This window comes from Rathayibacter sp. VKM Ac-2835 (genome assembly GCF_013266705.1).
Classification (GTDB): domain Bacteria; phylum Actinomycetota; class Actinomycetes; order Actinomycetales; family Microbacteriaceae; genus Rathayibacter.
In genome coordinates, this window is sequence record NZ_JABSNQ010000001.1 from 406,449 (window position 1) to 429,894 (window position 23,446).

Here is a 23,446-nt window from a genome sequence, read left to right on the forward strand (position 1 = left end):
TCAGCTGACGCGCGCCGGCAGCAGCGCGCGCAGGTACTTCTTGACCTGCCGCTTCTGCACGGCGCGGAGGACGGGGGTGCCGAGGCGGTAGAGGGCGGTGGAGGGCCGTGAGAAGACGCGGATGACGAGCCAGACCGAGTCGTCGGCGCGCTTCTCGACCACGAAGGACTCCTCGCCGCTCTCCGGGTGGCCCTCGAGGGTGCCGTAGGCGAAGCCGACCTGGTCGGGCTCGTCCACGACGTAGACGACGCGCACGGGAGCGTCGACCGTCCGGCCGAGCAGGGTGATCTTGAGCACGGCGGTGACGCCGGCGGTGATGTAGGGCGTGCCGTCGGCCGAGAACTGCTCCTCGGTCGGGCGGCTGGCGAGGTCGATCGGCGTGCCGGCGGAGTCGAAGTTGACACCCGTGTACTGCACCCCGCTGCCGGCGGTGATGTCGGTGACGGCGATGCCGCTGCCGCGCTGCACGCCCCACGTCATCAGCGACGCGGTCGTGATCGCGAAGCGCTCGGCGCCCGAGCCCAGGCGCGCCTCGAACCGCTCGGCGGTGAAGCCGTCCGGCGGGTACTCGAGCAGGTCCGGCGCGAGCGTGCCGCCGACCGCCGCGTAGGTGACCTGCGGCTGCCCCTCGAAGCTCGAGCGCCGGACGCTCACTTCTTGTCCTTCGTCTCGACGTCACCACTCAGGGCGGCGATGAACGCCTCCTGCGGGACCTCGACGCGGCCGACCATCTTCATGCGCTTCTTGCCCTCCTTCTGCTTCTCGAGCAGTTTGCGCTTGCGGGTGATGTCACCGCCATAGCACTTGGCGAGGACGTCCTTCCGCATCGCGCTGATCGACTCGCGCGCGATGATGCGGGCGCCGATCGCGGCCTGGATGGGCACCTCGAACTGCTGGCGCGGGATCAGCTTGCGCAGCCGCCCCGTCATCAGCACGCCGTAGGCGTAGGCCTTGTCGCGGTGGACGATGGCGCTGAACGCGTCGACCTGCTCGCCCTGCAGCAGGATGTCGACCTTCACCAGGTCGGCCTCCTGGTCGCCGGCGGGCTCGTAGTCGAGCGAGGCGTAGCCGGCCGTCTTCGACTTCAGGTTGTCGAAGAAGTCGAAGACGATCTCGCCGAGGGGCATGTGGTAGCGGATCTCGACGCGGTCCTCGCCGAGGTACTCCATGCCGATCAGCGTGCCGCGGCGGCTCTGGCAGAGCTCCATGATCGTGCCGACGTAGTCCTTCGGCGCGAGGATCGCGGCCCGGACGATCGGCTCGGTGACGCTGGCGATCTTGCCGACCGGGAACTCGCTCGGGTTGGTGACCGTGACGGTGCTCTTGTCGTCGGTGGTCACCTCGTAGATGACGGACGGCGCCGTGGTGATCAGGTCGAGGCCGAACTCTCGGTCCAGCCGCTCGGTGACGATCTCGAGGTGCAGCAGGCCGAGGAAGCCGCAGCGGAAGCCGAAGCCGAGCGCGACCGAGGTCTCGGGCTCGTAGACGAGCGCCGCGTCGGAGAGCTTGAGCTTGTCCAGCGCCTCGCGGAGATCCGGGTAGTCGCTGCCGTCGATCGGGTAGAGGCCGGAGAACACCATCGGCAGCGGCTCGGTGTAGCCGGGCAGCGCCTCGGTGGCGGGCTTGGACGCCGTGGTGACGGTGTCGCCGACCTTCGACTGGCGCACGTCCTTCACGCCGGTGATCAGGTAGCCGACCTCGCCGACGCCGAGGCCCTTGGTGGAGACGGGCTCGGGGCTGGAGACGCCGATCTCGAGGATCTCGTGCGTCGCGCGCGTCGACATCATCTGGATCTTCTCGCGCGGCGAGAGCTGGCCGTCGATCATCCGGACGTAGGTGACGACGCCGCGGTAGGAGTCGTAGACCGAGTCGAAGATCATCGCGCGGGCCGGGGCGTTCTTGTCGCCGACCGGCGCGGGCACCAGCTCGGTGACGCGGTCGAGCAGCGCCTCGACGCCGACGCCGGTCTTGCCGGAGACGCGGAGGACGTCGGCCGGGTCGCCGCCGATGAGGCTCGCGAGCTCGGCCGCGTACTTCTCCGGATCGGCCGCGGGCAGGTCGATCTTGTTGAGGACCGGGATGATCGCCAGGTCGTTCTCGAGCGCGAGGTAGAGGTTGGCGAGTGTCTGCGCCTCGATGCCCTGGGCGGCGTCGACAAGGAGGATCGCGCCCTCGCAGGCGGCGAGCGAGCGGCTGACCTCGTAGGAGAAGTCGACGTGGCCGGGGGTGTCGATCATGTTGAGCGCGAACGTCTGCCCGTCGCGCTCCCACGGCATCCGGACGGCCTGGGACTTGATCGTGATGCCGCGCTCGCGCTCGATGTCCATCCGATCGAGGTACTGCGCGCGCATCGCGCGGTCCTCGACCACGCCCGTGATGCCGAGCATGCGATCGGCGAGGGTGGACTTGCCGTGATCGATGTGGGCGATGATGCAGAAGTTGCGGATGGACGCCGGATCGGTCGCGGCGGGCTCGAGCCCGAGGTGTGCACGTGGAGACATCGTGCGTCCAGTGTCCCATGGCCGGGGTGCGACGGCGGGCGAGGGGCCGGGACCGGCCGGATGCGGTGCAGAGCATCAGCTGTGGAGGGGTCTCATCGCCGATCAGCGATAGAAGCGCCTCTCCGCTGATGTTCTGCGGGCGATCGTGCCTAGAGGTCGAGTCCGTAGGTGCGCGTGGGCTCGATCCCGGGCGGGTTCTCGCGCTCGGGGAGCCGGACGAAGCCCATGCTCTCGTAGAGGGCGTGCGCGGCGAGCATGTCCGTGCCGCTGTTCATCACGATGCGCTCGACACCGCGCTCAACCGCGAGCATCACCACGAACTCGGTGAGCAGGCGGCCCAGACCGCGGCCGCGCGCCTCCGGGGCGACGGCGAGCAGTCGCCAGTCGAGCTCGCCCGGGCGGCCGAGGGAGTAGAGGTTGGCGCCGGGAGCCGCGGTGGTGACGGTCGCGAGGATCGCGCCGGCCTCCTCGGCGACCCAGACCTCGCCCTCGCGGTCGTGCCGGGCGACGTCGGCGACGTCCGCCGCGTACTCCTCCCCCAGCTCGTAGTCGTGCGCGTAGGCGGCGAGACGCAGGCGCGAGACCTCGGCGTACTCGTCGGGGCGCACCCGGCGGACCAGGACGTCGTCGGCGCTCATGCGCTCGCCGCCGCGATCGGAGCCGGCAGTGCGCGGAGCCCGTGCTCGAGGTCGGCGGGGTCGGCCGCGAGGCAGACGCGGATCCAGCCCTCGCCGGTGCGGCCGAAGGCGCTGCCCGGCGCGACCGCGACGAGCGTCTCGAGGAGGAAGGACTCGGCCCAGGAGGCGACGTCGCCGTCGCTCGCATGCGAGACGTCGATCCAGAGGTAGAAGGCGCCCTCCGGCTCGCGGAAGCGGATGCCGCGCTCGTCGAGCAGCGCCGTCGCGAGCCGAAGATTGGCGAGGTAGTGCGCGGAGGCAGCGGCCACCGCGTCTTGCGGGCCGGTCAGCGCCGCGAGGGCCGCGCGCTGGTCGGGCGTCGCGACGCAGCTGATCGACGCCTCCTGAACGGTGACCATCGTCGAGGTCAGGCCGGGAGGAGTGATGAGGTAGCCGACGCGGACGCCGGTCATCGCGTAGGTCTTCGACAAGGAGAAGACACTGAAGACGCGGTCGTCGTCGTGACCGGCCTCCTGTGCGAGCGCGGCGAGGCTCACGTGCGGGCGGCCGTAGGTGAAGCACTCGTAGACCTCGTCGCTGATGATCCAGAGGTCGTGGCGACGAGCGAACTCGAGCAGCCGCTCGAGCATCGGCCGCGGCAGCACGATGCCGAGCGGGTTCGAGGGGCTGTTCACGATGATCGCCCGGGTGCGGTCGGTGACGATCCGCTCGAGCTCGTCGAGATCCGGGAAGAAGCCGTTCTCGGCGCGCAGCGTGTAGGGCACCGGGACGGCACCGATCATCCGCGCGTTCATCGTGAAGGTGGTGTAGCCGGGGTCGGGCAGGAGCACCTCGTCGCCCGGGCCGAGCGTCAGCGTCATCGCCTGGTACAGCGCCTGCGTGGCGCCGACCGTGACCCAGACCTGCTCGACGTCGGCGCGGAACCCGTTGTCGCGGGCGAGCTTGGCGACGATCGCACGCCGCAGCTCCATCAGGCCGCCGTTCGGGCCGTAGCCGGTGTCGTCCGCGGCCCAGGCGGCGCGGGCCGCCTCGATGATGTGCGGCGCGACGGCGACGTCGGGCTCCCCCACCGCGAGCAGCGTCACGCCGTCCAGGCGGAGGGCGATCTCGAACAGCCGGCGGATGCCCGAGGGCGGAACGGCGGGGATGTGATCGGCGAGTCGGGGCATCGCTGGTCAGGCTACTGGCGGGTTCCTCCCGCGAGATGCCACTTGCGTACGCCTCGCGCGACGTGTCGCGTGCGCAAGTGGCATCTCGCGGGAGGGGGCACGGACGGAGGCGCGTCGCGGTTGAAGGGTGGCGGCGGGTGCGCTAAAGTTCCTTGTTGGCTTGCGCTCCACCATTGGCGTGTGTGGAGTGATTCAGAAGCCGGCGACCTCCAGTCGCACCGGGATGGCGTTTCCACGCCACCGGAAGGGGCACTCCGTCGAGTAGCCGGCTGCACACACATCCGAGAAGAAGGTAATAGACGTGGCAAACATCAAGTCGCAGATCAAGCGCAACCTCACCAACAAGAAGGCGAACGACCGCAACAAGGCGGTCAAGAGCGAGCTGAAGACCGCCGTCCGCGCGGTGCACTCCGCCATCGCCGCCGGCGACACCGAGAAGGCCGCCACCGCGCTCGCCTTCGCCGCCAAGAAGCTCGACAAGGCCTCGAGCAAGGGCGTCATCCACAAGAACCAGGCCGCGAACCGCAAGTCGGCCATCGCGAAGCAGGTCGCCGCGCTGTAAGGCTGCGTCTCGCCGCAACGACGAAGGGTCCGGCCTCTGGCCGGGCCCTTCGTCGTTTCCGATCGCCGTCGACGGACTCCTCGTTCCTCGTCGTCCGTCGCGCGGTCGGCTCCCCGAGGTGGTCGCGCTGGGAGGAGCGGGTCGCGTTCCGGCTACGACGATTCGCTGGCACGCGAATCGCCTGTTCGCCTGCGCAGCCGCGGCTTCAGCACCACCGGCGCCGGCTCGCCAGGACAACGCGCAGCACGAGCCCGCACGACCACATGCTGGTCGAGTAGCCCCGCAGGGGCGTATCGAGACCCGCCACCTCCGGCCGGGGGGGGGGCTCCGGGCGGCGGACGCGTGTCAGACTCCGCGCGCCGAGATGACCGACACCATGCGCTCCAGCGCGAAGACCGGGTCCCGGGTCGCGCCCTTGACGTTCGCGTCGGCCTCCGCGACGGTCAGGATCGCCGTCCCCAGGCCGTCACCGGTCCAGCCGGCCAGGTCGCGGCGCGCGCGGTCCACCTGCCACGGCGCGAGTCCCAGCCGTGAGGCGATCTGGCCCGAGCCCTCGCGGGACCCGGCGACCTTCGCCATCGTGCGCAGCTTGCTCGCGAACGCCGCGACGATCGGCACCGGGTCCGCACCCGACGCCAGCGCGTGTCGGAGCCCCAGGAGCGCCTCCCCGTGCCGGCCGGCGATCGCCGCATCGGCGACCGTGAACGCGGTGGTCTCGACCCGACCACCGTAGTACTTCGCGACCGTCGCCTCGGTGATGTCCCCCGTGACGTCGGAGACGAGCTGCTGGCAGGCCGAGGCGAGCTCGTCCAGGTCGTCGGAGAACGCCGACACCAGCGCCCGCACCGCACCGGTGGTCGCCGTGCGCCCGGCGGTGCGGAACTCCGCGATCGCGAAGTCGACCTTGTCGCTCTCCCGCTTGAGCTCCGCGCAGACGATCTCGATGCCGCCGCCGGTACCCGAGCGGATCGCGTCGAGCAGCTTCTTGCCGCGGTTGCCGCCGCCGTGCCGGAGCACGACGGTCGCGCCGTCCGCGGGCTGGGCGAGGTACTCGATCATCTCGACGAGGAACGCGTCGGAGCACTTCTCGACGTTGGAGACGCGCAGCAGCCGAGGCTCGTCGAACAGTGAGGGACTCGCCAGCGTGAGCAGCTCCCCCGGCGCGTAGCCGCCGGCGTCGATGTCGTTGACCTCGAGACTAGGGTCCTCGGCGCGCAGGAACTCGCGGAGGAACCGCAGCGCCCGGTCGGCGAGGAACTGCTCCGGACCGGTGATCAGGACGATCGGAGCGGGTCGCGTCTGGTTCCACGCGAGCTGCGGGATCGCCGCCTTCGAGGGGGCCGCCTTGCCGCGCGCCGGGGCTCTGCCTGCCATGCCGTCGTCCTTCCGTGACCCTCGATTCTACGAGTCCGGAGACCCGCGCTGGAGAAGCGAGGAGAGGTCGCGCCGTGAGGACGGACCGCGCCGTCGCTGCCTCTCCAGGTACTTCCGTCGATACCTGCGGGAATCGGAGAAGGCGCCGATCCCCGTTCCGACCAGCGCGACCGCGGAGACGACGATCCACCACGGTGGCTGGTGCGGCACCGCGGCCAGGAACAGGAGGACTGCCATGTGGGCGAACATGACCAGTGGGATCGAGACACCCGGTTGGTCCTTCCGGAGTTCGGGTCGTTCCTTCCGAGTCACGCCGGCTCCTTCTCCTCGTCCTGACACGTCGATCCCGAATCCAAGCAGTCGGAGACATCCGCTACCGACTTGCGGCGACAGGATGTCGACGCCGTCGTGAGACGCCCGCAGATCGGGTTCCGGCAGCACCGCCCTCCCCGGCGACGGGCGACCCTCGGCTGAGCACAGGCGCGAGTCCACCTCCGCGCTCGTCCGGAGCAGCCACAGGGGCGGCCGCTCCACTTGACCAGACCACGACGCCCTCCGGTCGGGATGAGAGCAGCACCGTCCCCTCCAGGTCCGTCCGCAGCGCGCGAGTGCCGCGCTCGGCCAGCAGGGCGAGCAGCGAGGGCGTCGGATGGCCGTACGTGTTGTCCGCGCCGACCGAGACGAGGCCGATGCGGGCGCCGAGCGCGTCGTAGAGGGCCGGCGACTGGTCGGCGGAGCCGTGGTGCGCCACCTTCACGACGTCGACGCGGCCCGGGTCCAGGCGCGCGAGTCGGCCCTGCTCCTCGGCACCGAGGTCGCCGAGCATGGCCAGCGAGAGCGGGCCGCCCGTCGCGTCCGCGGCGATGTCGATCCGCAGGGTCACGCTCGCCTCGTTGCCGCGCAGGGTGGTCCCCCGCTCCGGCCAGACGACCCGCCAGCGCAGCGAGCCGACCGAGCCGGTGTCTCCGCGCGCCGCCTCCCGCACCGCTGCGCCACCGGACAGGAGGGCCGCGCGATCCCGGGTGTCGCCCTCGTCCGCGACTGGGCCGACGAGCGCCTCGTCGACGCGGCCGACCACGGCCGCCAGGCCGCCGACGTGGTCGAGGTCGTAGTGGGTGAGCAGGAGCATCGCGAGGCGGTCGATGCCGAGCAGGTCGAGGCACGCGTCGAGCCGCTCCGGCAGCGGCCCGGTGTCGACGAGGACCACCCCCGCGTCGCCGCGGATCAGCACCGCGTCGCCCTGCCCGATGTCGCACATCGCCACCCGCCAGTCGAACGGGACGGCTCCGGAGCGCAGCAGCGGTGTCGCCACGCTCGACGCTCCCCCGACGACAAGCGCCCCGGCGAGCACGGTCGCCGCGACCTGTCGCGCCCGCGCGAGGCGACGCGAACGGGTGACGAGCAGCAAGGCGAGCACGGTCAGGAGAGTGAGCGCCAGCATCCCGCCGAGCCCGGGCAGCCAGGCGATCCGCGGCGACGGCCAGGTGGCGACGGCGCGCGCGATCGAGGCGATCCACCAGGCAGGCACGGCCGCGAGACGGATCGCGACGTCGGCACCGCCCGGCCACCACGGCGCCAGGAGGCAGCCGATCAGCCCGAGTCCGGTGGCCACCGGGGCCGCCGGCTCGGCGAGCAGATTCGCCAGCACCCCGTAGACCGGGATCGACGGGTCGATCAGCAGGACCGCGGGCTGGCAGGCCAGCTGCGCCGCCAGCGGGACCGCGACCACCAGCGCGAGCGGACGCGGCAGCACGTCGCCCAGCCGGTCCGCGATCGGCTCCCCCGCGAGCAGCAGCCCGCCCGTCGCCAGCACGGACAGCACGAAGCCGAGCCGCCCCGCGATCGATGGATCGACGAGCATCAGCAGGACGACGCTCGCCAGCAGCGCCGGGACCGCCGCACCGGACCGCCGCCCCAGCCGGGCGAGCAGCACGACGGTCGCCATCACCGCCGCCCGCACGACGCTCGGCTCCGGAGTGACCAGCACGACGAACGCGGCGAGGACCGCCAGCGCCGAGAGGGTGCGGAGGCGACGGCCGGCGCCGAGCAGCGCGGCGACGAGCCAGCCGGCCGCGACCACGACCGCGCAGTTCGCTCCGGAGACCGCAGTGAGGTGGGTGAGCGAGGCGGTCCGCATGTCGTCCTCCAGATCGGACCGGAGGGCGGAGGTGTCCCCGGTCGCGAGCCCGGGCAGCAGGCCGGCCACGTCTCCCCCGAGCACCGCGGTCCGGGCGAGGAAGCCCGCGCGCAGCACCTCCGCGACCGCCGCCACTCCCACGGGCGGGCGCCGCTCGAGCACGGCGCTCGCGGTCAGGAGCGTGCTCTCGCCGACTGAGCCCGGCTCCTCGGCCCGGACTCGGAGCACGACCTCGGAGCCGACCGGCAGTCGGCCGCCGGGCTCGGCCAGGAACACCCGCACCGGCGCGGACATCGGCTGATCCTCCAGCTGCAGCGCGGTGCCGTCGAACCACACTCCGCCGGCGGTGAGCGGCCGCGCGGAGGTCTCGATGCGGACGAGCACCGCCTGCACCGCTCGGGATTCCGCCGCCGCCCGCAGCTCCGGAGGATGCCGCTCGGGCGCTGCGACCACGACGGAGGTGACGGCCAGCGCCGCTCCCCCGAGTGCCACCGCGATCCCGGCCAGGACGACGGCCGCGCGGCGACGACGGAACGCGAGCACCGTCGTGACGACGACGAGGGTCACCGACCACGCCACCGTGCAGAGCAGCGCCCCGCCCCCGAGAACGGCCGTGACCGGCAGCAGCCCGGTCGCCGCGGCCGCCGCCCACGCCGCGAGCGCGAGCGGGAGCAGCCGCAGGTCCTGCGCGCGGATCACGGCGCCACCTGCTCGCGGAACGCCTCGAGCGTCTTCTCGCCGACGCCCGGCACCTCCAGCAGCTGGTCCACCGAGGTGAACGGCCCGTGCTCCTCGCGATAGGCGACGATCTTCGCCGCCGTAGCGGGACCGATCTCGGGCAGCTCCTCGAGCTGCGCGGCCGTGGCCGTGCTGAGGCTGACGATTCCGCCGGTGGTGCCCGCAGCTGCGGCCGGACCCGTGCCTCCCGGCAGGGCCGCCACACCCCGCTCGGGGACGAGGATCTGCTCACCGTCCACGAGCCGCCGTGCGAGGTTCACGGCTGCCCGCTCGGCTGCTTCCGTGAAGCCACCAGCCGCCGCGAGCGCATCCGCGACCCGCGCACCAGGATCGAGGAGGTAGAGCCCGGGAGCCGCGACCGCTCCGGCGACGTGCACGAAGAGGACCTCGCCCGGACTGCTGCTCGGCGCAGGCGAACCGGTCGCGCCCGCAGACGCCGGCGCTCCCGACGGACCCGCCGCAGCACCGGCACCACCGGCCGGCGCGAGCACCTCCGTCCGGCCGCTCGCCCGCGTTCCCGCGAGGAGCACTGCCACGACCGCTGCCGCGATCACCAGCACCATCGCCGCGCCGACCCCGATCCGCCAGCGCGATCGCGCTCGGCGCGGACGCCGCAGCAGCCCCGCGGGGTCGTCGGCCTGGCTCGTCTGCTGCATCCGACGACGCTAGGGCGGCCCGGTTCGGGCGATCAGCGACTCCTGCGGATCAGAGGAAGAAGCTCGAGATCCCGTCCTGTGGAGGACGCCCGCCCCGACCGCTCAGAGCAGTCGCAGCCGCCCGACGATCTTGTCCACGCGGTTCCTCGGCCCGATCAGACCGACCGCCAGGTACTCGACGAGCTCGGGCCCGGTCGCCCCGAGCACCTCCCGGTACTCGTCGTACACCCGGGTGTCCTGCGCGGCGGCGGGCATGTCGGCGACGAACGTCCCCTCGTGCGCCTCCGCCTTCGCCCGGATCGTCCGCAGCGTCGCCGCGTCGGACGCGAGCACGGTGCAGCCCGCCCACGGCAGCCCCGGGTGCTCGGAGCCCGAGGCGTCCTGCGCAGCGGGACCGAGCAGTCCGGGCACCTGCGCGCCGGTAGCGGCCGCGACACAGACGGCGGCGTTCACCGCGCGACCGATCGGCAGTGTCTCGTCGACCACGACTACCCACTTCAGCCGTGCCGATCGCGTCGGCGCCGCGGTGTCGATCTCGTCCTCGGCGTAGCCGACCGGTGCAGTGCTCATCGTCGTCCCTCTCTGGTCGATCCTCCCGACCGACCGCGCTCACGATAGGCAATGCGCGAGCGTCCCGCATAATGTCCGTATGAACGACCAGCAGAACCGAGATCCGGTGGTCCTCGACGCGCTCGACATCGCCATCCTCCGCCTCCTGCAGTCGGATGCGCGGATGTCCAATCGCGACGTCGCGACCGCGGTCGGCGTCTCCCCCACCACCTCCCTCGACCGCATGCGGCGGCTGCGCACCCGCGGCGTCATCCGAGGCGCCACCCTCGACGTCGACCTCGCCGCGATCGGACGCGGCGTCCAGGCGCTGATCGCCGTCCGGATCCGGCCGCCGTCCCGCGAGGTCATCGAGTCGTTCCGCGACTGGGTCAGCGGCCTCGAGCAGACCCTCGGCGTCTTCGTCACCGCCGGCAACGAGGACTTCATCATCCACGTCGCCGTCCGCGACAACGACGACCTCTACGCCTTCGTCATCGACCGCCTCACAGAGCGCCGCGAGGTCGCGGACGTCCGCACCTCGGTCGTCTACCAGCACATCCGCAACGGCTCGGTGCCGCCCGCCTGACAGCGCGTCGGGCGGGAACGCCGAAGGGGCCCCTCCGCAGTGGTGGGGCCCCTTCGAGGAGAGCAGGTGGTCGGGACGACCTACGCCGGCTTCGTCACCAGGTTGACCAGGCGCGGCGCCCGGACGACGGCCGTGACGACCTCGCGGCCCTGCAGCGCCCGCGCGACACCGGTGGCCGCGCGCGCCTTCTGCTCGAGCTCGTCCGAGGAGATCTTCGGCGAGACCTCGATCCGATCGCGGACCTTGCCGTCGACCTGGAGGATCGCGGTGACCTTCTCCTCGACCAGGAGCGTCGGGTCGGCCTTGCGCCAGAGCGCGTGCGCGACCGAGCCCTCGTAGCCGAGCCGGTTCCACATGTCCTCGGCCGTGTACGGCGCGAACAGGTTGAGCGCCATCGCGACGACCTCGGTCGCCTCACGAACGGCGGGGTCGCCCGCGCCGGCACCGGAGTCGATGACCTTGCGGGTGGCGTTGACCAGCTCCATCAGGCGCGCGACGACGACGTTGAACTTGAACGCCTCGATCAGCGAGGGCGACTCGGCGAGGAAGCGGTGCGTCTGCCGGCGCAGCGCCGCGTCGCCGTTCTTCCACTCCACGTCGGGCTTCGTCGTGACGTCCTTCGCCAGGCGCCAGGCGCGGGCGAGGAACTTCGCGCTGCCCGACGGCGAGACGTCGGCCCAGTCGATGTCGTCCTCGGGCGGCCCGGCGAACGCCATCGTCAGGCGCACGGCGTCGACGCCGAACTCGTCCAGCTGATCGGACAGGCGGACGATGTTGCCCTTCGACTTCGACATCGCGGCGCCGTCCATCTGCACCATGCCCTGGTTCAGCAGCGCGGTGAACGGCTCGGTGAAGGAGACGTAGCCGAGGTCGAAGAGGACCTTGGTGATGAAGCGCGCGTAGAGCAGGTGCAGGATCGCGTGCGTCACACCGCCCACGTACTGGTCGACGGGCGCCCACTTCTCGGCGAGCTTCGGGTCGAACGCCTGGGTGTCGTCCTTCGGCGAGAGGAAGCGCAGGAAGTACCAGGAGGAGTCGACGAAGGTGTCCATCGTGTCCGGGTCGCGGCGCGCGGGGCTGCCGTCGTTCGGGTTCGCGACGTTCACCCAGTCCTCCGCAGCACCGAGCGGCGACGAGCCCTTCGGCTGCAGGTCGAGGCCGTCGGTCGAGGGCAGGCGCACGGGCAGCTGGTCCTCGGGGACGGGGATCAGCTCGCCGTTCTCGCCGTGGATGATCGGGATCGGCGTGCCCCAGTAGCGCTGGCGCGAGATCAGCCAGTCGCGCAGGCGGTAGTTCTTCGCCGAGCGGCCGCGGCCGCGCTCCTCGAGCAGCTTGATCACGCGCTCGATGGCGGTGCGCTTGGAGAGGCCGTCGAGCGGGCCGGAGTTGATCAGGCGGCCGTCGCCGGTCAGCGCCTCGCCGGTGGTGGCCGGGTCGAGCGAGTACTCCTTCTCGAGCGCGGCGAGCTCCTCCGGGTCCTTCGGGATGACCGGGATCGCGCCGGTGACCGAGGCGGTCGTGTCGACGACGACCCGCACGGGCAGGTCGAAGGCGCGGGCGAAGTCCAGGTCGCGCTGGTCGTGCGCGGGGACGGCCATCACCGCGCCGTGCCCGTAGTCGGACAGCACGTAGTCGGCCGACCAGATCGGCAGGCGCTCGCCGTTGACGGGGTTGATCGCGTAGCGGCCGAGGAAGACGCCGGTCTTCGGGCGGTCAACGGTGAGGCGCTCGATCTCGCTCGACTTCTGCACCTTCTCGAGGTAGCTGCGGAAGGCGGTCTGCAGCTCCGGGTCGGCACCCTCGACCAGCTCGGCGGCCAGGTCGGAGTCGGGTGCGACGACCATGAAGGTCGCGCCGAAGAGGGTGTCGGGGCGCGTCGTGAAGACCGTGATCCGCTCGTCGCGGCCCTCGATCTCGAACTCGACGTCGGCGCCGATCGAGCGGCCGATCCAGTTGCGCTGCATCGCGATGACCTTCGACGGCCAGGAGCCCTCGAGCTGGTTGAGGTCGTCGAGCAGGCGGTCGGCGTAGTCGGTGATCTTGAAGTACCACTGCGTGAGCTTCTTCTTCACCACGACGGCGCCGGAGCGCTCCGAGGTGCCGTCGGCGAGGACCTGCTCGTTCGCGAGGACGGTCTGGTCCACCGGGTCCCAGTTGACCCAGCTGTCCTTGCGGTAGGCGAGGCCCTTCTCGTACATCTTGAGGAACAGCCACTGGTTCCACTTGTAGTACTCGGGGTCGGAGGTGTGCAGCACGCGGTCCCAGTCGAAGGACGCGGCGTAGCGCTTCATCGAGCGCTTCTGCTGCTCGATGTTGTCGTAGGTCCAGGAGACGGGGTTCAGGCCGCGCTTGATCGCCGCGTTCTCGGCGGGCAGGCCGAAGCTGTCCCAGCCGATCGGGTGCAGCACGTTGAAGCCCTGCTGGCGCCAGTAGCGGGCGATGACGTCACCCAGCGCGTACGCCTCCGCGTGACCCATGTGTAGGTCGCCGGAGGGGTAGGGGAACATGTCGAGCACGTACTTGCGCGGGCGCTTGTCGGTGGAGTCGCCGGTCGCGAACGGCCGGGTCTCCTCCCAGATCGGGAGCCACTTCTCCTGGAGCGCGCGGAAGTCGTAGCGCTCCTCGTCGGTCGCGCCGGTCTGCTGGGAGGTCTCTTCTGCCACAGGTGTGTCTCACTTCTAAAGGGAGGGGGAAACGCGCGCGATCGAGGCGCCTGCGTTCGACCAACCACCCTACTGGCCTCTAGTGACCGGGCGACGACTCGTCCGCGACGCGCAGGTCGACTCCGAGCACGGCGAGCAGCGCGCGGGCCTTGAGGCGCGTCTCCTCCACCTCCTCGTCCGGGATCGACAGGGTGGTGATGCCTCCGCCGGTGCCGATCCTGGCGCGGACACCGTCGAGCACGAGCGTGCGGATGGTCATCGCGAGATCCAGCGAGCCGTCGCCGCCGAGCCGCCCGAACGCGCCGGCGTAGATCCCCCGGGGCCCCGCCTCCCACTCGCGCAGGAGCTCGATCGCGCGCCGCTTCGGGGCTCCCGTCATCGATCCGGCGGGGAAGGTCGCCGCGAGCAGGTCGGCCAGGCCGACGCCCGGCGCGCGCTGCGCCGACACCTCGCTGACCAGCTGGTGCACGTGGGGGTAGCTCTCGACCTCGAGGAGGCGATCCACCCGCACGGAGGAGGGAGCGGCGATCCGCGCGAGGTCGTTTCGCACGAGGTCGACGATCATCACGTTCTCGGCGCGCTCCTTGACGCTCGCGAGCAGCTCGGCCCGCAGCTCCGCATCGGCCGCGGGGTCGGCGCTGCGCGGCCGGGTCCCCTTGATCGGGTGCGTGGCGACGCGGCCCTCCGCTGTGACGGCGAGGAACCGCTCGGGCGAGGCGCTGACGAGGGCGAGCCCGCCGATCCGGATCAGTCCGCCGTGATGGCTGGGACTCGAGCGGCGGAGGCGGCGGTACGCCTCGACGGGGTCGAAGGCGCCCTCGACCAGGACCTCGTTGGTGAGGCAGAGCTGATAGGCGTCACCCGCGCGGATCGCGGCCTGGCAGCGCGCGATCAGGGCGCGGTACTCCTCGGGGCCGTGCCGCCAGACGGCGGGGCCGGCGGGCTCGGCGTCGCCGGGGCCCCGGCTGTCGGCGGGAGTCGCGGCGAGCGCCGTCAGCGCCTGCTCGAGTCGCCGCGCCTCCCGCTCCTGCCGCGGGGAGGACACGAGGTGGAGGGTCCTCCGGGCATGATCGAACTCGAGCACCGGATCGCCGCGGATCAGCGCGAGTGCGGGCGGCGCCTCCGCGTCCGAGGACGCGGCGGGGAGGGAGACGAAGGGCGCGCCGGCCTCGTACGCGATCCAGCCGTACCGGCCGAGTGCCCGGTCACCGGTCCGCTCGGTGCCGACCGCGGCGAGCGCCGTCGAGACGTCGGCTCCGGCCTCGATCATCAGCACGTCGTCGGAGGCACCGAGGAAGGAGAGTCCCTCGACGGCGTCGCGGCCGGAGTCGAGCCAGAAGGAGGCGTGCGCGCGGGAGAACAGAGCGAGGTGAGCGCGCTCGGGATCGACCCACGGCAGCTCCCGGCGGAGTGCGGGGTCCTCGAGGAGAGCGGCCACTGGGCTAGCGTAGGCCGTCGTGGACGGCGAGCTGGTGCGGGTGTGGGACGGGCGCGAGCTCGGTCCCGCGGCCGACGCTCCGGCCGGCGCCCTCCTCGCGGCCGACTCCTGGCTGGTGTCGGCGGGCCGCGTGCGCGGTCTCGAGCTGCACCGGGAGCGGTTCCTCGCCGCGGTCGCCGACGCCGCTGGACCGGAGGACACCGGGGCGTTCTTCGACGCCGCCGTCGCGGCGCTCCCCCGCACCGGCGACTCCTTCCCCCGGGTCGAGCTGACCGCGGAGGGACTGCGCCTGCGTCTTCGCCCCGCGCCGCCGCAGGGCCGCACCGTCGTGCTCTGGACGAGCCCCGTCGATCCTCGGCGCGTTCCGGCGCGCAAGGGACCGGACATCGCGCGTCTCGCGCTCCTGCGCTCGCGGGCTCTCGCGGCCGGTGCGGACGAGGCCGTGATCCTCGGTGCAGACGGCACGGTCGTCGACGGCGCGTCGAGCGCCGTGCTCTGGTGGCTCGGCGACGCGCTGGTCGTTCCGCCCGCGAGCAGCCGCCGCGTCCGGAGCGTGACCGCCCGCACGGTCTCCGTGCTCGCGGGAGCGCTCGGCGTCGACGTCATCGAGGCCCCGGCCGAGCCGGCCGACCTCGACGGCCGCGAGGTGTGGACGGCGAACGCGCTGCACGGGCTGCGTCTGGCGACGAGCTGGGTCGACGGGCCGGCGCTCGCCGCGGTGCCGGGCCGGCTGGACGCCTGGCGCCGCCGCCTGGACGCCCTCCGACGCCCCCTCCCCTGACTCGTCTGCGGCACCGAGCCGTGCTGACGCCGGTCGCGTGCCACGGACGGCCGAGGCGTCGTCTCGCGGCCCTCGAGGCACCTGCTCGGCGACGCCGGCCTCCCTCCGACGGCTCGTGCACTCCTCGCACGAGCCGGGCCGTTTCTCGGCGGGGAGGAGGGACCGCGTGACAGGGACCCCGCATCACGCGCCGGACCGCGGAGCACGGCACTCCTGCGCGCCAGGATCGAGGCAGTCCGCTCGGCGATGCCGCCCTCTCTCCGACGGTGCCCCCCTCTCGAGAAAGAACTGCGATGACATCCCACACCTCACGACCACTCGCCTCAGGGCTCGTCGCCCTCGCCGCCGCCGGCGCCCTGCTCTGCACCGCCACGCCGGCGCTCGCGCAGAGCGCTCACAGCACCGTCTCCTCGAGCACCTCCGCGACGACCTCCGTCGCCGCCGCCGCGACAGTGCGCGGCGAGGTCTCCGACGAGCTGGTCGCCGGCGAGCAGCTCCTCGCCGGCCAGTACATCGCCTCCGACGGGTCCGGAGGAGGATCCACCTTCCGGATGCAGGACGACGGCAACGCCGTGGTCTACGACGAGGTCGGTCACCCGCTCTTCAGCACCGGAACCTCGGGCCGCGGCAACCGCCTCGTCCTGCAGGAGGACGGCAACGTGGTGATCTACTCGTCCGCCGACCGCCCCCTGTGGAGCACCGGAACCGACAACGAGCCGGGCTCTCACCTGGTCGTCCAGGGGGACTCCAACCTCGTCCTCTACCGCGAGGACGACACGCCCGCGTGGGCGAGCAGCGTCGGCCGCGCGCTCCCCGAGCCGCCGTTCGACACCCTGAACGTCGACGAGCCGCTGCTGCGGGGCCACCAGCTCACCTCGGAGAACGGACTGTTCCGCGCGGTGATGCAGCGCGACGGCAACCTCGTCGGCTACGGACCCGACGGGGTCGTCTGGAACACCGGCACGCGCGGCGAGGCGAACGAGCTCCTCGTGTCGGAGGACGGCTACGCCGTGATCGTCGGTGCGGACGGCGGCATCAAGTGGGCCGCCGACACCGAGGGCGCGGCGAGCAGCATCCTCCTCGACGACAACGGCGTGCTCAGCATCAGCGACGAGGACTACGACGTGCTGTGGACCAGCCAGTCCGGGCTGCCCGGGTCGAGCATGTACGCGCCGAACACCCTCGCGGTGGACGACCACCTCCGCTCCGACGACGGCCGGTACCGCGCGGTGATGCAGGCCGACGGGAACTTCGTCGTCTACGGCCCGACGGGCGCCGACTGGTGGACGGGCACGTCGGGTGTCGACAGCTCGTTCGAGTTCTCCGAGGACGGCACCGCCCGGATCGTCGCGGGCGACGGCAGCGTCGTCTGGACGGCGACGCCCGCCGCCGGCGGCACCGCGCCCTACCGCTTCGTCCTGCAGAGCGACGGCAACCTCGTCGAGTACGACAGCGAGGATCGGCCGGTCTGGTCCCTCCGCTGACCGTTCCTAGGTCGTCGGGCGCGCCGATCCGGTGACGTCTCCCTCCGATGGCCCGGCTCGTGCGCAGTCCGCACGAGCCGGGCCGTCGCCGTGCGCGCGAAGACGTCCGCGCCTCGGTCACGACCGGTCCGAGCTCCACGGCGACCGCCCGGTTCGCGCTCGCCTCGCTCGAACCGGGCGCTCGACGGCGTTCTCGCGGGTGACGTGACAACGACCCCGCACTGCGCGCCGGAACGCGATCGGACCCGGGGGTGAGTGCTTGTGTGGGTGGAAGACCGCTCGGCGACGCCGCCTCGATCGCGGCGGTGCCGTCCTCTCGAGAAAGAACTGCCATGTCACTCAGAACATCTCCACGCCCCCTCGCCGCCGGGATCGTCGCGCTCGTCGCAACCGGAGGCCTGCTCCTCGGCGGGACGCCCGCCCTCGCGGCGAGCGGGGCACCCGGGTGGTCCTCGTCGACCGAGTGGAGCCCGACCACACCCGCCCTCAAGCCGTGGCCCAGCGGCGGCAGCAGAGGGCAGTACGAGTACTACAACGCCGTCCTCAGCGGCGAGACCCTCGGCCCGAACTTCAGTGTGTTCTCCGATCCGGAGGACACGTTCGTCCTCACCATGCAGACGGACGGCGACGCTGTCCTCCGCTCGGACGACGGGAGGGTCCTCTTCAGAACCGGCACCTCGGGAGATCGCAACTCCTTGATCGTGCAGGAAGACGGGAACATCGTCGTCGTCGATGCGGATCGGCGTCCCCTCTGGAGCTCCGGCACGGACGGTGAGCCCGGCGCCCACCTCGTGCTCGGAGAGGACGGCGACCTCGTCCTCTACCGCCAGAACGGCACGCCCGCCTGGTCCGCCGCCGCCGGGAGGATCGCCGAACCGCCGCACCACTCGCTCGACACCGGCAGCACGCTCTTCCACGGTCACCAGCTCACCTCCGAGAACGGGCTGTTCCGCGCGGTCATGCAGCGCGACGGCAACCTCGTCGGCTACGGCCCCGCCGGAGCGATCTGGAGCACCGGCACCCGCGGCATCGGCAACCGCTTCGTCATCCAGGACGACGGGAACGCCGTCGTCTACGGCGCCGACGACTCGGTCAGGTGGGCGTCCGGCACCGGTGGCGAGGACCTCACCGTCGCCCTCGACGACAGCGGAGTGCTGAAGATCGTCGATCCCGACGGTGCTCTCGAATGGGACAGTCAGACCGCTCTGCCGGGGTCGGTCGCGTATGCACCCGGCGTCCTCGAGATCGGGGGGCTGCTGCGCTCGGACGACAGCGCCTACCGAGCGCTGATGCAGGCCGACGGGAACTTCGTCGTCTACGGCCCGTCCGGGGCGATCTGGCAGACGAGGACCTCGGGCATCGAGAGCGCTCTCGTCCTCGCAGCCGACGGCGTCGCGACGATCGAGACCGAGGTCGGCAAGGTCACCTGGTCGTCCGGCCCCGCCTCCGCTTCGGTCGGGCCGTTCCGTCTCGTCATGCAGACCGACGGGAACCTCGTCGAGTACGACGGGCAGGGCCGGGCCGTCTGGTCCACCCGCTGACCGCCCGGAGGTCGATGCGCTCGCGGATGCGCTGACATCCCGTCCGATGGCCCGGCACGTGCACGCCCTGCACGAGCCGGGCCATCGGCGTTCTCGCGAAGGGTCCGACCCTGCGCCTGCTCTCCTGCAGAGCAGAGAAGCGCGACGGCGCGACGGTGACCCCACGCCCCGCGCCACAAGATGTGGAAATCCTGCGGCAGTGCTTTCGTGGGAGGAAGACCGTTCGGCGATGCCGCCTCGTCGACGGCGGTGCCCATCTCCACGAGAAGGAACTGCCATGACGTCCCCATCACAACCACGCTCCCTCGCCTCCGTCCTCGTCGCGCTCGTCGCGGCGGGAGCCCTGCTCCTCGGCACGACACCCGCCCTCGCCCAGAGCGCCGTCGGAGCAGCGGCTTCGCAGAACGGCACTCCCGCCCGGTCGGACGGGGCCGGGACGACGGCCGCACCGCCGCACGACACCCTCCCCACCGGCGGCACCCTCGCACCGGGTGACCAGCTCACGTCGGAGAACGGGCTCTTCCACGCGGTCATGCAGACCGACGGCGATCTCGTCGGCGACGGACCCGCCGGAAAGATCTGGAGCACCGGCACCCGCGGCACCGGCAACCGCTTCGTCCTGCAGGACGACGGCGACGCCGTCGTCCTCGGCACCGACGGCTCCGTCGAGTGGTCGTCCGGCACCGCCGCGTGGTCGACCGACTCCAACGTCGAGAACCTCGCCGTCGTACTCGACGACAGCGGAGTGCTCACGATCGTCGACGACGAGGGCGACCTGGGCTGGGACAGCCAGTCCCAGCTGCCGGGGTCGGTCCTGTACGCCCCGAACCACCTCTCGACCGGTGACGTGCTGCGCTCGGACGACGGTCTGTACCTGGCGGTGATGCAGTCCGACGGGAACCTCGTCGTCCACGGCCCGACGGGTCTGATCTGGCAGACCGGGACTCACGGCATCGCCAACGGGCTGTACGTCGCCGAGAACGGCGTCGCGTCGATCTACGACTGGAGTGACACCGTGGTCTGGGCGAACCGCTCCGCCTCCGGCGCGACCGGGCCGTTCCGCTTCGTGCTGCAGAACGACGGGAAGCTCGTCGAGTACGACGGACAGGGCCACGTCGTCTGGTCCAGCCGCTGACGGCATCCACCAGCGGGCTCCGCCGAGGCGGTCCGCTCTGCATTGACGGCCCGGTCGTGCGCCTCCCGCACGGACCGGGCCGCCGTCATGAAGGCCCGAGGTCCGGGCCACGGGCGAGCGAGCGCTTCGGCGGCGCCGACGCACGCGCCACCGGGACACGGCGTCCCGAGCGCACGCCCGATGCCGCCGGCGCGTGCGAGCATTCGAGGATCCGCTCGGCGATGCCGACCTCTCGAGAAAGATCTGCGATGACGCCTCCCTCTTCCTCCCGCTCGAACGGGTTCTCCCGCTCCACCGGGCCCGCCCGATTCGTCGGCTCCGGCCTCGTCGCGCTCGTCGCGACCGGGGCACTCCTCCTCACCGCGACGCCTGCTTTCGCCGAGGAGGCGGTGCAGCAGACGCTCTCCTCCGCCTCCGCCGCCGAGTCGACACCCGCACTCCAGCCGAACGCCGATGCGCAGGCCCGCGCCGCCGGCGTCTACTACAACGCGCTGATCGGCGGCGAGGAGCTCGCCGGCGGGGAGAGCATCTACTCGAACGACCCGGGCCCCGCCTACGAGTTCGTGATGCAGACCGACGGCAACGCCGTCACCTACGCGCCCGACGGCCGGGTCGTCTTCGCGACCGGCACCGCCGGCCGCGGCGACCACCTCGCGATGCAGACCGACGGCAACGTCGTGATCTACTCCGCAGACGACCGCCCCGTCTGGAGCACGGGCACGAACGACGAGCCCGGCGCCTCCCTGATCATCCAGGAGGACGGCAATCTCGTCGTCTCCCGCGAGAACGGCTCCCCCGCGTGGGCGAGCAGCGTCAACGGGAGGATCGCCGCTCCGGCGACCGACACGCTCTTCACCGGCGAGACCCTCCGCGGCGGGCGCCAGCTCACCTCGGCGGACGGCCGCTTCCGTGCGGTGATGCAGACCGACGGCAACTTCGTCGGCTACGGCCCCCAGGGCGTCGTCTGGAACACCGGCACCCGCGGCGCCGGCAACCGGCTCGTGCTGCAGACCGACGGCAACGCCGTCATCTACGGCCCGGACGATTCGGTCCAGTGGTCCTCCGGTACCCGCGGCAGCGATCTGCGCCTCGGCATCGACAACGGCGGATCGCTGATCATCGTCGACCAGGCCGACGCCGTGCTCTGGACCAGCCAGGCGCAGCTGCCCGGCTCGAGCCTCTACGCCGAGAACGGGCTCGCCGCCGGCAGCCTCCTCCGCTCGGCCAACGGCGTCTACCGGGCCGTGATGCAGAGCGACGGCAACTTCGTCGTCTACGGCCGCTCCGGCCCGATCTGGTCGACGGGCACCTCGGGCGCCGGCAGCTCGTTCAACCTCTACGAGGACGGCTTCATGGCGGTCGTCCGCGGCGACGGGATCGGCACCTGGACGGTGACGCCCCGCTCCAGCGCGGTCGCCCCGTTCCGCCTCGTGATGCAGGACGACGGCAACCTCGTCGAGTACGACGGACGGAACCAGGCGGTGTGGTCGAGCCGCTGAGCGCGGTCGCCTCGACGCGGCCCTGATCGGGTCCCCGCCCTCCGGTGGGCCCGCGCCGACGGCCCGGTTCGTGCATGTCCCGCACGCACCGGGCCGTCGGCGTCTCCGGACTGCGCGACCCGTAGGGGGCGCGCCGAGGCGCCCGGTTCGCCGCCACTCCCCCTCTCGTCGCATGATGGAGGGGTGAGCGACGCCGGCGACTTCATCCGCGCGGCGCTGGAGTACGAGGGCGACGTCTGGCGGGCGCAGGACGTGCGCGAGCGGCTCGGCGCGGGGCTCGACTCCACCGGGGCCTCGGTCGGAGCGGTCCGCGGCACCGTGCGGGACGCCCTGAAGAAGTTCCGCGGGCTCGAGCACGACGACGTCACGGCGCTGTCCTCGGAGCTGTGGGAGCCGCCTGTCTTCGAGACGCGGCTCGCGGCGATCGTCCTGCTGCAGTCGCGAGCAGCGATGCTGCGTGCCTCCGACCTGACGCGGCTCGAGGGCTTCGTCCGTGATGCGCGGGTCGAGGAGCTGACGGCATCGCTCGCCCGCGACGTGATCCTCCCTCTGCGCGCGAGCAGCAGCGGATCCGCGCGGGCCCGCGTCGACGGTGTGCTCGACCGGTGGGCCTCCGAGGGCGGGTCGCTCGCGGAGGCCGAGAGACGGGTTCGGTCAGCGGACTGAGAAGGCCGGGTCACCACTCGATCACGACCGCGTTCCGGCGGCGTGGCGCGGCGAGCGGCATGGGAGCATGCGGGAGAACTGCCCACCGATCCGCTCGAAGGACCAGCGATGACGCCTCTCCACCCCGCCCGCACACTCCTCTCCGGGGCGGTGGTGCTCGTGACCGCAGCCGCCCTGCTGCTCGGAGCGACCCCGGCCCTCGCGGCCGGCTCGGGGCCCGTCTCGACCGCGGTCGCGACCGCCGCGAACGTCTTCACCGACGCCCTCGTCAGCGGGGAGCAGCTCGCGCGCGGCGAGAGCATCGTCTCGGTCGGCGGCGGCTACCGGTTCGTCCTGCAGACCGACGGCAACGCCGTCACCTACGACGCGAGCGGCCGTGCCACCTTCAGCACCGGCACCCAGGGTCGCGGGGATCGCCTGGTGATGCAGGCCGACGGCAACCTCGTGATCTACGCCGCGGACGGCCGGCCCGTCTGGTTCACCGGAACGGGTGACGAGAACGGCGCGAGCGTCCGGATCCAGAACGACGGCAACCTCGTCGTCAGCCGGGCGAACGGCACCCCCGCGTGGGCGAGCAGCATCGGCACGACGATCCCGGCGCCGCCGACCGACTCGCTCTACCCCACCGAGACGCTGCGCGCCGGTCAGCGGCTGACCTCCGGCGACGGCCGCTTCACCGCCGTGATGCAGAGCGACGGCAACTTCGTCGGCTACGGACCGCAGGGAGTCACCTGGAACACGGGCACGTCCGGCGCCGGGAACCGCTTCGTGCTGCAGGAGGACGGCAACGCCGTGATCTACGGCGCGGACGGCGCGGTGAAGTGGTTCACCGGCACCAGCGGCTCCGGGGTGCGGATGAACCTCGACAACACGGGGCGACTGGTTCTCTACAGCATCGACGACGACCTGCTCTGGAGCAGCCGGATCGCCTTCCCGAACAGCACCTTGTTCGCAGCTGCCGCGCTGTACGGAGGTGAGGGACTCCGCTCCGGGAACGGCGCCTACAACGCCGTGATGCAGGCCGACGGCAACCTCGTCGTCTACGGGCGCTCCGGTCCGGTCTGGTCCACCGGAACGTCGACGTCGGGCGACTTCTTCTCGATCGACGAGGACGGGTACATGGCGGTCGCGGCCCAGGGCCGAGTGAGCTGGAGCGTCCTCCCGCGCTACTTCGTCAACGTCGGCCCCGCCGTCCCGCCGTTCCGCCTGGTGATGCAGGACGACGGCAACCTCGTGCAGTACGACGGGCGCGGACGGGCGAGCTGGTCGAGCCGCTGACCCCCGTGCACGCGCACTGAACCGCATCCCCGGGCCGTCTTCTCGGCCCGG

19 protein-coding genes are annotated in these 23,446 nt (G+C 72.0%); 9 read left to right on the top strand and 10 right to left on the bottom strand.

What is annotated here, in order from left to right; translation table 11 throughout:
- From HRK28_RS01915 to HRK28_RS01930, 4 genes are all read right to left on the bottom strand, one after another.
- Complete coding sequence (locus tag HRK28_RS01915; protein WP_160088615.1) at nucleotides 1–654, bottom strand: DUF1990 family protein; 654 nt, start codon at nucleotides 652–654, stop codon at nucleotides 1–3.
- A complete protein-coding gene (lepA, locus tag HRK28_RS01920; RefSeq protein WP_123445615.1) occupies nucleotides 651–2,501 on the bottom strand; it encodes a translation elongation factor 4 in 1,851 nt (616 codons plus the stop codon). The genes HRK28_RS01915 and lepA overlap by 4 nt, the downstream gene beginning before the upstream one ends.
- Nucleotides 2,502–2,650: 149 nt before the next feature.
- Nucleotides 2,651–3,139 carry a GNAT family N-acetyltransferase gene (locus HRK28_RS01925; RefSeq protein ID WP_173250255.1) on the bottom strand — a complete coding sequence of 163 codons (489 nt, stop codon included), beginning with the start codon at nucleotides 3,137–3,139 and terminating at the stop codon, nucleotides 2,651–2,653.
- The gene (locus tag HRK28_RS01930) at nucleotides 3,136–4,308 is read right to left on the bottom strand and encodes a pyridoxal phosphate-dependent aminotransferase (RefSeq protein ID WP_160088611.1); all 1,173 of its coding nucleotides are present in this window, start codon (nucleotides 4,306–4,308) and stop codon (nucleotides 3,136–3,138) included. Before HRK28_RS01930 ends, HRK28_RS01925 begins: the two co-directional genes overlap by 4 nt.
- A 301-nt stretch (nucleotides 4,309–4,609) precedes the next feature.
- Between HRK28_RS01930 and rpsT the strand changes: the two genes are divergently transcribed.
- Nucleotides 4,610–4,870 (top strand): 30S ribosomal protein S20, encoded by a 261-nt coding sequence (gene rpsT / locus HRK28_RS01935; RefSeq protein ID WP_160088609.1) that lies wholly within the window; start codon nucleotides 4,610–4,612, stop codon nucleotides 4,868–4,870.
- 345 nt (nucleotides 4,871–5,215) lie between these two features.
- On the opposite strand, the gene holA is transcribed toward rpsT, so the two are convergent.
- The 4 genes from holA to HRK28_RS01955 all read right to left on the bottom strand — a co-directional run bounded on the left by holA (nucleotide 5,216) and on the right by HRK28_RS01955 (nucleotide 10,345).
- Complete coding sequence (gene holA / locus HRK28_RS01940) at nucleotides 5,216–6,244, bottom strand: DNA polymerase III subunit delta (protein WP_123735445.1); 1,029 nt, start codon at nucleotides 6,242–6,244, stop codon at nucleotides 5,216–5,218.
- Nucleotides 6,245–6,617: 373 nt separating this feature from the next.
- Nucleotides 6,618–9,080: a ComEC/Rec2 family competence protein gene (locus tag HRK28_RS01945; RefSeq protein WP_173250256.1), complete on the bottom strand. Its 2,463-nt coding sequence runs from the start codon at nucleotides 9,078–9,080 to the stop codon at nucleotides 6,618–6,620.
- Nucleotides 9,077–9,775, bottom strand: coding sequence for a ComEA family DNA-binding protein (locus tag HRK28_RS01950; protein WP_173250257.1), 699 nt, complete (start codon nucleotides 9,773–9,775; stop codon nucleotides 9,077–9,079). Before HRK28_RS01950 ends, HRK28_RS01945 begins: the two co-directional genes overlap by 4 nt.
- Nucleotides 9,776–9,877: 102 nt before the next feature.
- Nucleotides 9,878–10,345: a DUF2000 domain-containing protein gene (locus HRK28_RS01955; protein ID WP_173250258.1), complete on the bottom strand. Its 468-nt coding sequence runs from the start codon at nucleotides 10,343–10,345 to the stop codon at nucleotides 9,878–9,880.
- A 79-nt stretch (nucleotides 10,346–10,424) separates the two neighbouring features.
- On the opposite strand from HRK28_RS01955, the gene HRK28_RS01960 reads away from it, so the two are divergent.
- Nucleotides 10,425–10,910 (top strand): Lrp/AsnC family transcriptional regulator, encoded by a 486-nt coding sequence (locus tag HRK28_RS01960; RefSeq protein ID WP_160088597.1) that lies wholly within the window; start codon nucleotides 10,425–10,427, stop codon nucleotides 10,908–10,910.
- An 80-nt stretch (nucleotides 10,911–10,990) separates the two neighbouring features.
- Here HRK28_RS01960 and leuS read toward each other — a convergent pair whose 3' ends face one another.
- Nucleotides 10,991–13,573 (bottom strand): leucine--tRNA ligase, encoded by a 2,583-nt coding sequence (gene leuS / locus HRK28_RS01965; RefSeq protein ID WP_160088595.1) that lies wholly within the window; start codon nucleotides 13,571–13,573, stop codon nucleotides 10,991–10,993.
- A 79-nt stretch (nucleotides 13,574–13,652) separates the two neighbouring features.
- The gene (locus HRK28_RS01970) at nucleotides 13,653–15,011 is read right to left on the bottom strand and encodes an anthranilate synthase component I family protein (protein WP_367948322.1); all 1,359 of its coding nucleotides are present in this window, start codon (nucleotides 15,009–15,011) and stop codon (nucleotides 13,653–13,655) included.
- A gap of 19 nt (nucleotides 15,012–15,030) precedes the next feature.
- Between HRK28_RS01970 and HRK28_RS01975 the strand changes: the two genes are divergently transcribed.
- The 7 genes from HRK28_RS01975 to HRK28_RS02005 all read left to right on the top strand — a co-directional run bounded on the left by HRK28_RS01975 (nucleotide 15,031) and on the right by HRK28_RS02005 (nucleotide 23,395).
- Nucleotides 15,031–15,792: an aminotransferase class IV gene (locus HRK28_RS01975; protein WP_173250259.1), complete on the top strand. Its 762-nt coding sequence runs from the start codon at nucleotides 15,031–15,033 to the stop codon at nucleotides 15,790–15,792.
- A 293-nt stretch (nucleotides 15,793–16,085) separates the two neighbouring features.
- Nucleotides 16,086–17,276, top strand: coding sequence for a hypothetical protein (locus tag HRK28_RS01980; RefSeq protein ID WP_173250260.1), 1,191 nt, complete (start codon nucleotides 16,086–16,088; stop codon nucleotides 17,274–17,276).
- A gap of 332 nt (nucleotides 17,277–17,608) precedes the next feature.
- Nucleotides 17,609–18,817: a hypothetical protein gene (locus tag HRK28_RS01985; RefSeq protein WP_173250261.1), complete on the top strand. Its 1,209-nt coding sequence runs from the start codon at nucleotides 17,609–17,611 to the stop codon at nucleotides 18,815–18,817.
- A 277-nt stretch (nucleotides 18,818–19,094) separates the two neighbouring features.
- Nucleotides 19,095–19,952 (top strand): hypothetical protein, encoded by an 858-nt coding sequence (locus tag HRK28_RS01990; RefSeq protein ID WP_173250262.1) that lies wholly within the window; start codon nucleotides 19,095–19,097, stop codon nucleotides 19,950–19,952.
- A gap of 248 nt (nucleotides 19,953–20,200) precedes the next feature.
- On the top strand, nucleotides 20,201–21,451 hold the full coding sequence (locus HRK28_RS01995; protein ID WP_173250263.1) for a hypothetical protein: 1,251 nt from the start codon (nucleotides 20,201–20,203) through the stop codon (nucleotides 21,449–21,451).
- A gap of 183 nt (nucleotides 21,452–21,634) precedes the next feature.
- Complete coding sequence (locus HRK28_RS02000; RefSeq protein ID WP_173250264.1) at nucleotides 21,635–22,117, top strand: DNA alkylation repair protein; 483 nt, start codon at nucleotides 21,635–21,637, stop codon at nucleotides 22,115–22,117.
- A gap of 108 nt (nucleotides 22,118–22,225) precedes the next feature.
- Nucleotides 22,226–23,395, top strand: coding sequence for a hypothetical protein (locus HRK28_RS02005; protein ID WP_173250265.1), 1,170 nt, complete (start codon nucleotides 22,226–22,228; stop codon nucleotides 23,393–23,395).
- The last annotated feature ends 51 nt before the right edge of the window (nucleotides 23,396–23,446 follow it).

What these genes read in the sequence shown, in the direction of transcription:
- lepA (WP_123445615.1), bottom strand. Translation starts at nt 2,501, where the DNA reads ATGTCTCCACGTGCACACCTCGGGCTCGAGCCCGCCGCGACCGATCCG.
- HRK28_RS01925 (WP_173250255.1), bottom strand. Translation starts at nt 3,139, where the DNA reads ATGAGCGCCGACGACGTCCTGGTCCGCCGGGTGCGCCCCGACGAGTAC.
- HRK28_RS01930 (WP_160088611.1), bottom strand. Translation starts at nt 4,308, where the DNA reads ATGCCCCGACTCGCCGATCACATCCCCGCCGTTCCGCCCTCGGGCATC.
- holA (WP_123735445.1), bottom strand. Translation starts at nt 6,244, where the DNA reads ATGGCAGGCAGAGCCCCGGCGCGCGGCAAGGCGGCCCCCTCGAAGGCG.
- HRK28_RS01950 (WP_173250257.1), bottom strand. Translation starts at nt 9,775, where the DNA reads ATGCAGCAGACGAGCCAGGCCGACGACCCCGCGGGGCTGCTGCGGCGT.
- HRK28_RS01955 (WP_173250258.1), bottom strand. Translation starts at nt 10,345, where the DNA reads ATGAGCACTGCACCGGTCGGCTACGCCGAGGACGAGATCGACACCGCG.
- HRK28_RS01960 (WP_160088597.1), top strand. Translation starts at nt 10,425, where the DNA reads ATGAACGACCAGCAGAACCGAGATCCGGTGGTCCTCGACGCGCTCGAC.
- HRK28_RS01980 (WP_173250260.1), top strand. Translation starts at nt 16,086, where the DNA reads ATGACATCCCACACCTCACGACCACTCGCCTCAGGGCTCGTCGCCCTC.
- HRK28_RS01985 (WP_173250261.1), top strand. Translation starts at nt 17,609, where the DNA reads ATGTCACTCAGAACATCTCCACGCCCCCTCGCCGCCGGGATCGTCGCG.
- HRK28_RS01990 (WP_173250262.1), top strand. Translation starts at nt 19,095, where the DNA reads ATGACGTCCCCATCACAACCACGCTCCCTCGCCTCCGTCCTCGTCGCG.
- HRK28_RS01995 (WP_173250263.1), top strand. Translation starts at nt 20,201, where the DNA reads ATGACGCCTCCCTCTTCCTCCCGCTCGAACGGGTTCTCCCGCTCCACC.
- HRK28_RS02005 (WP_173250265.1), top strand. Translation starts at nt 22,226, where the DNA reads ATGACGCCTCTCCACCCCGCCCGCACACTCCTCTCCGGGGCGGTGGTG.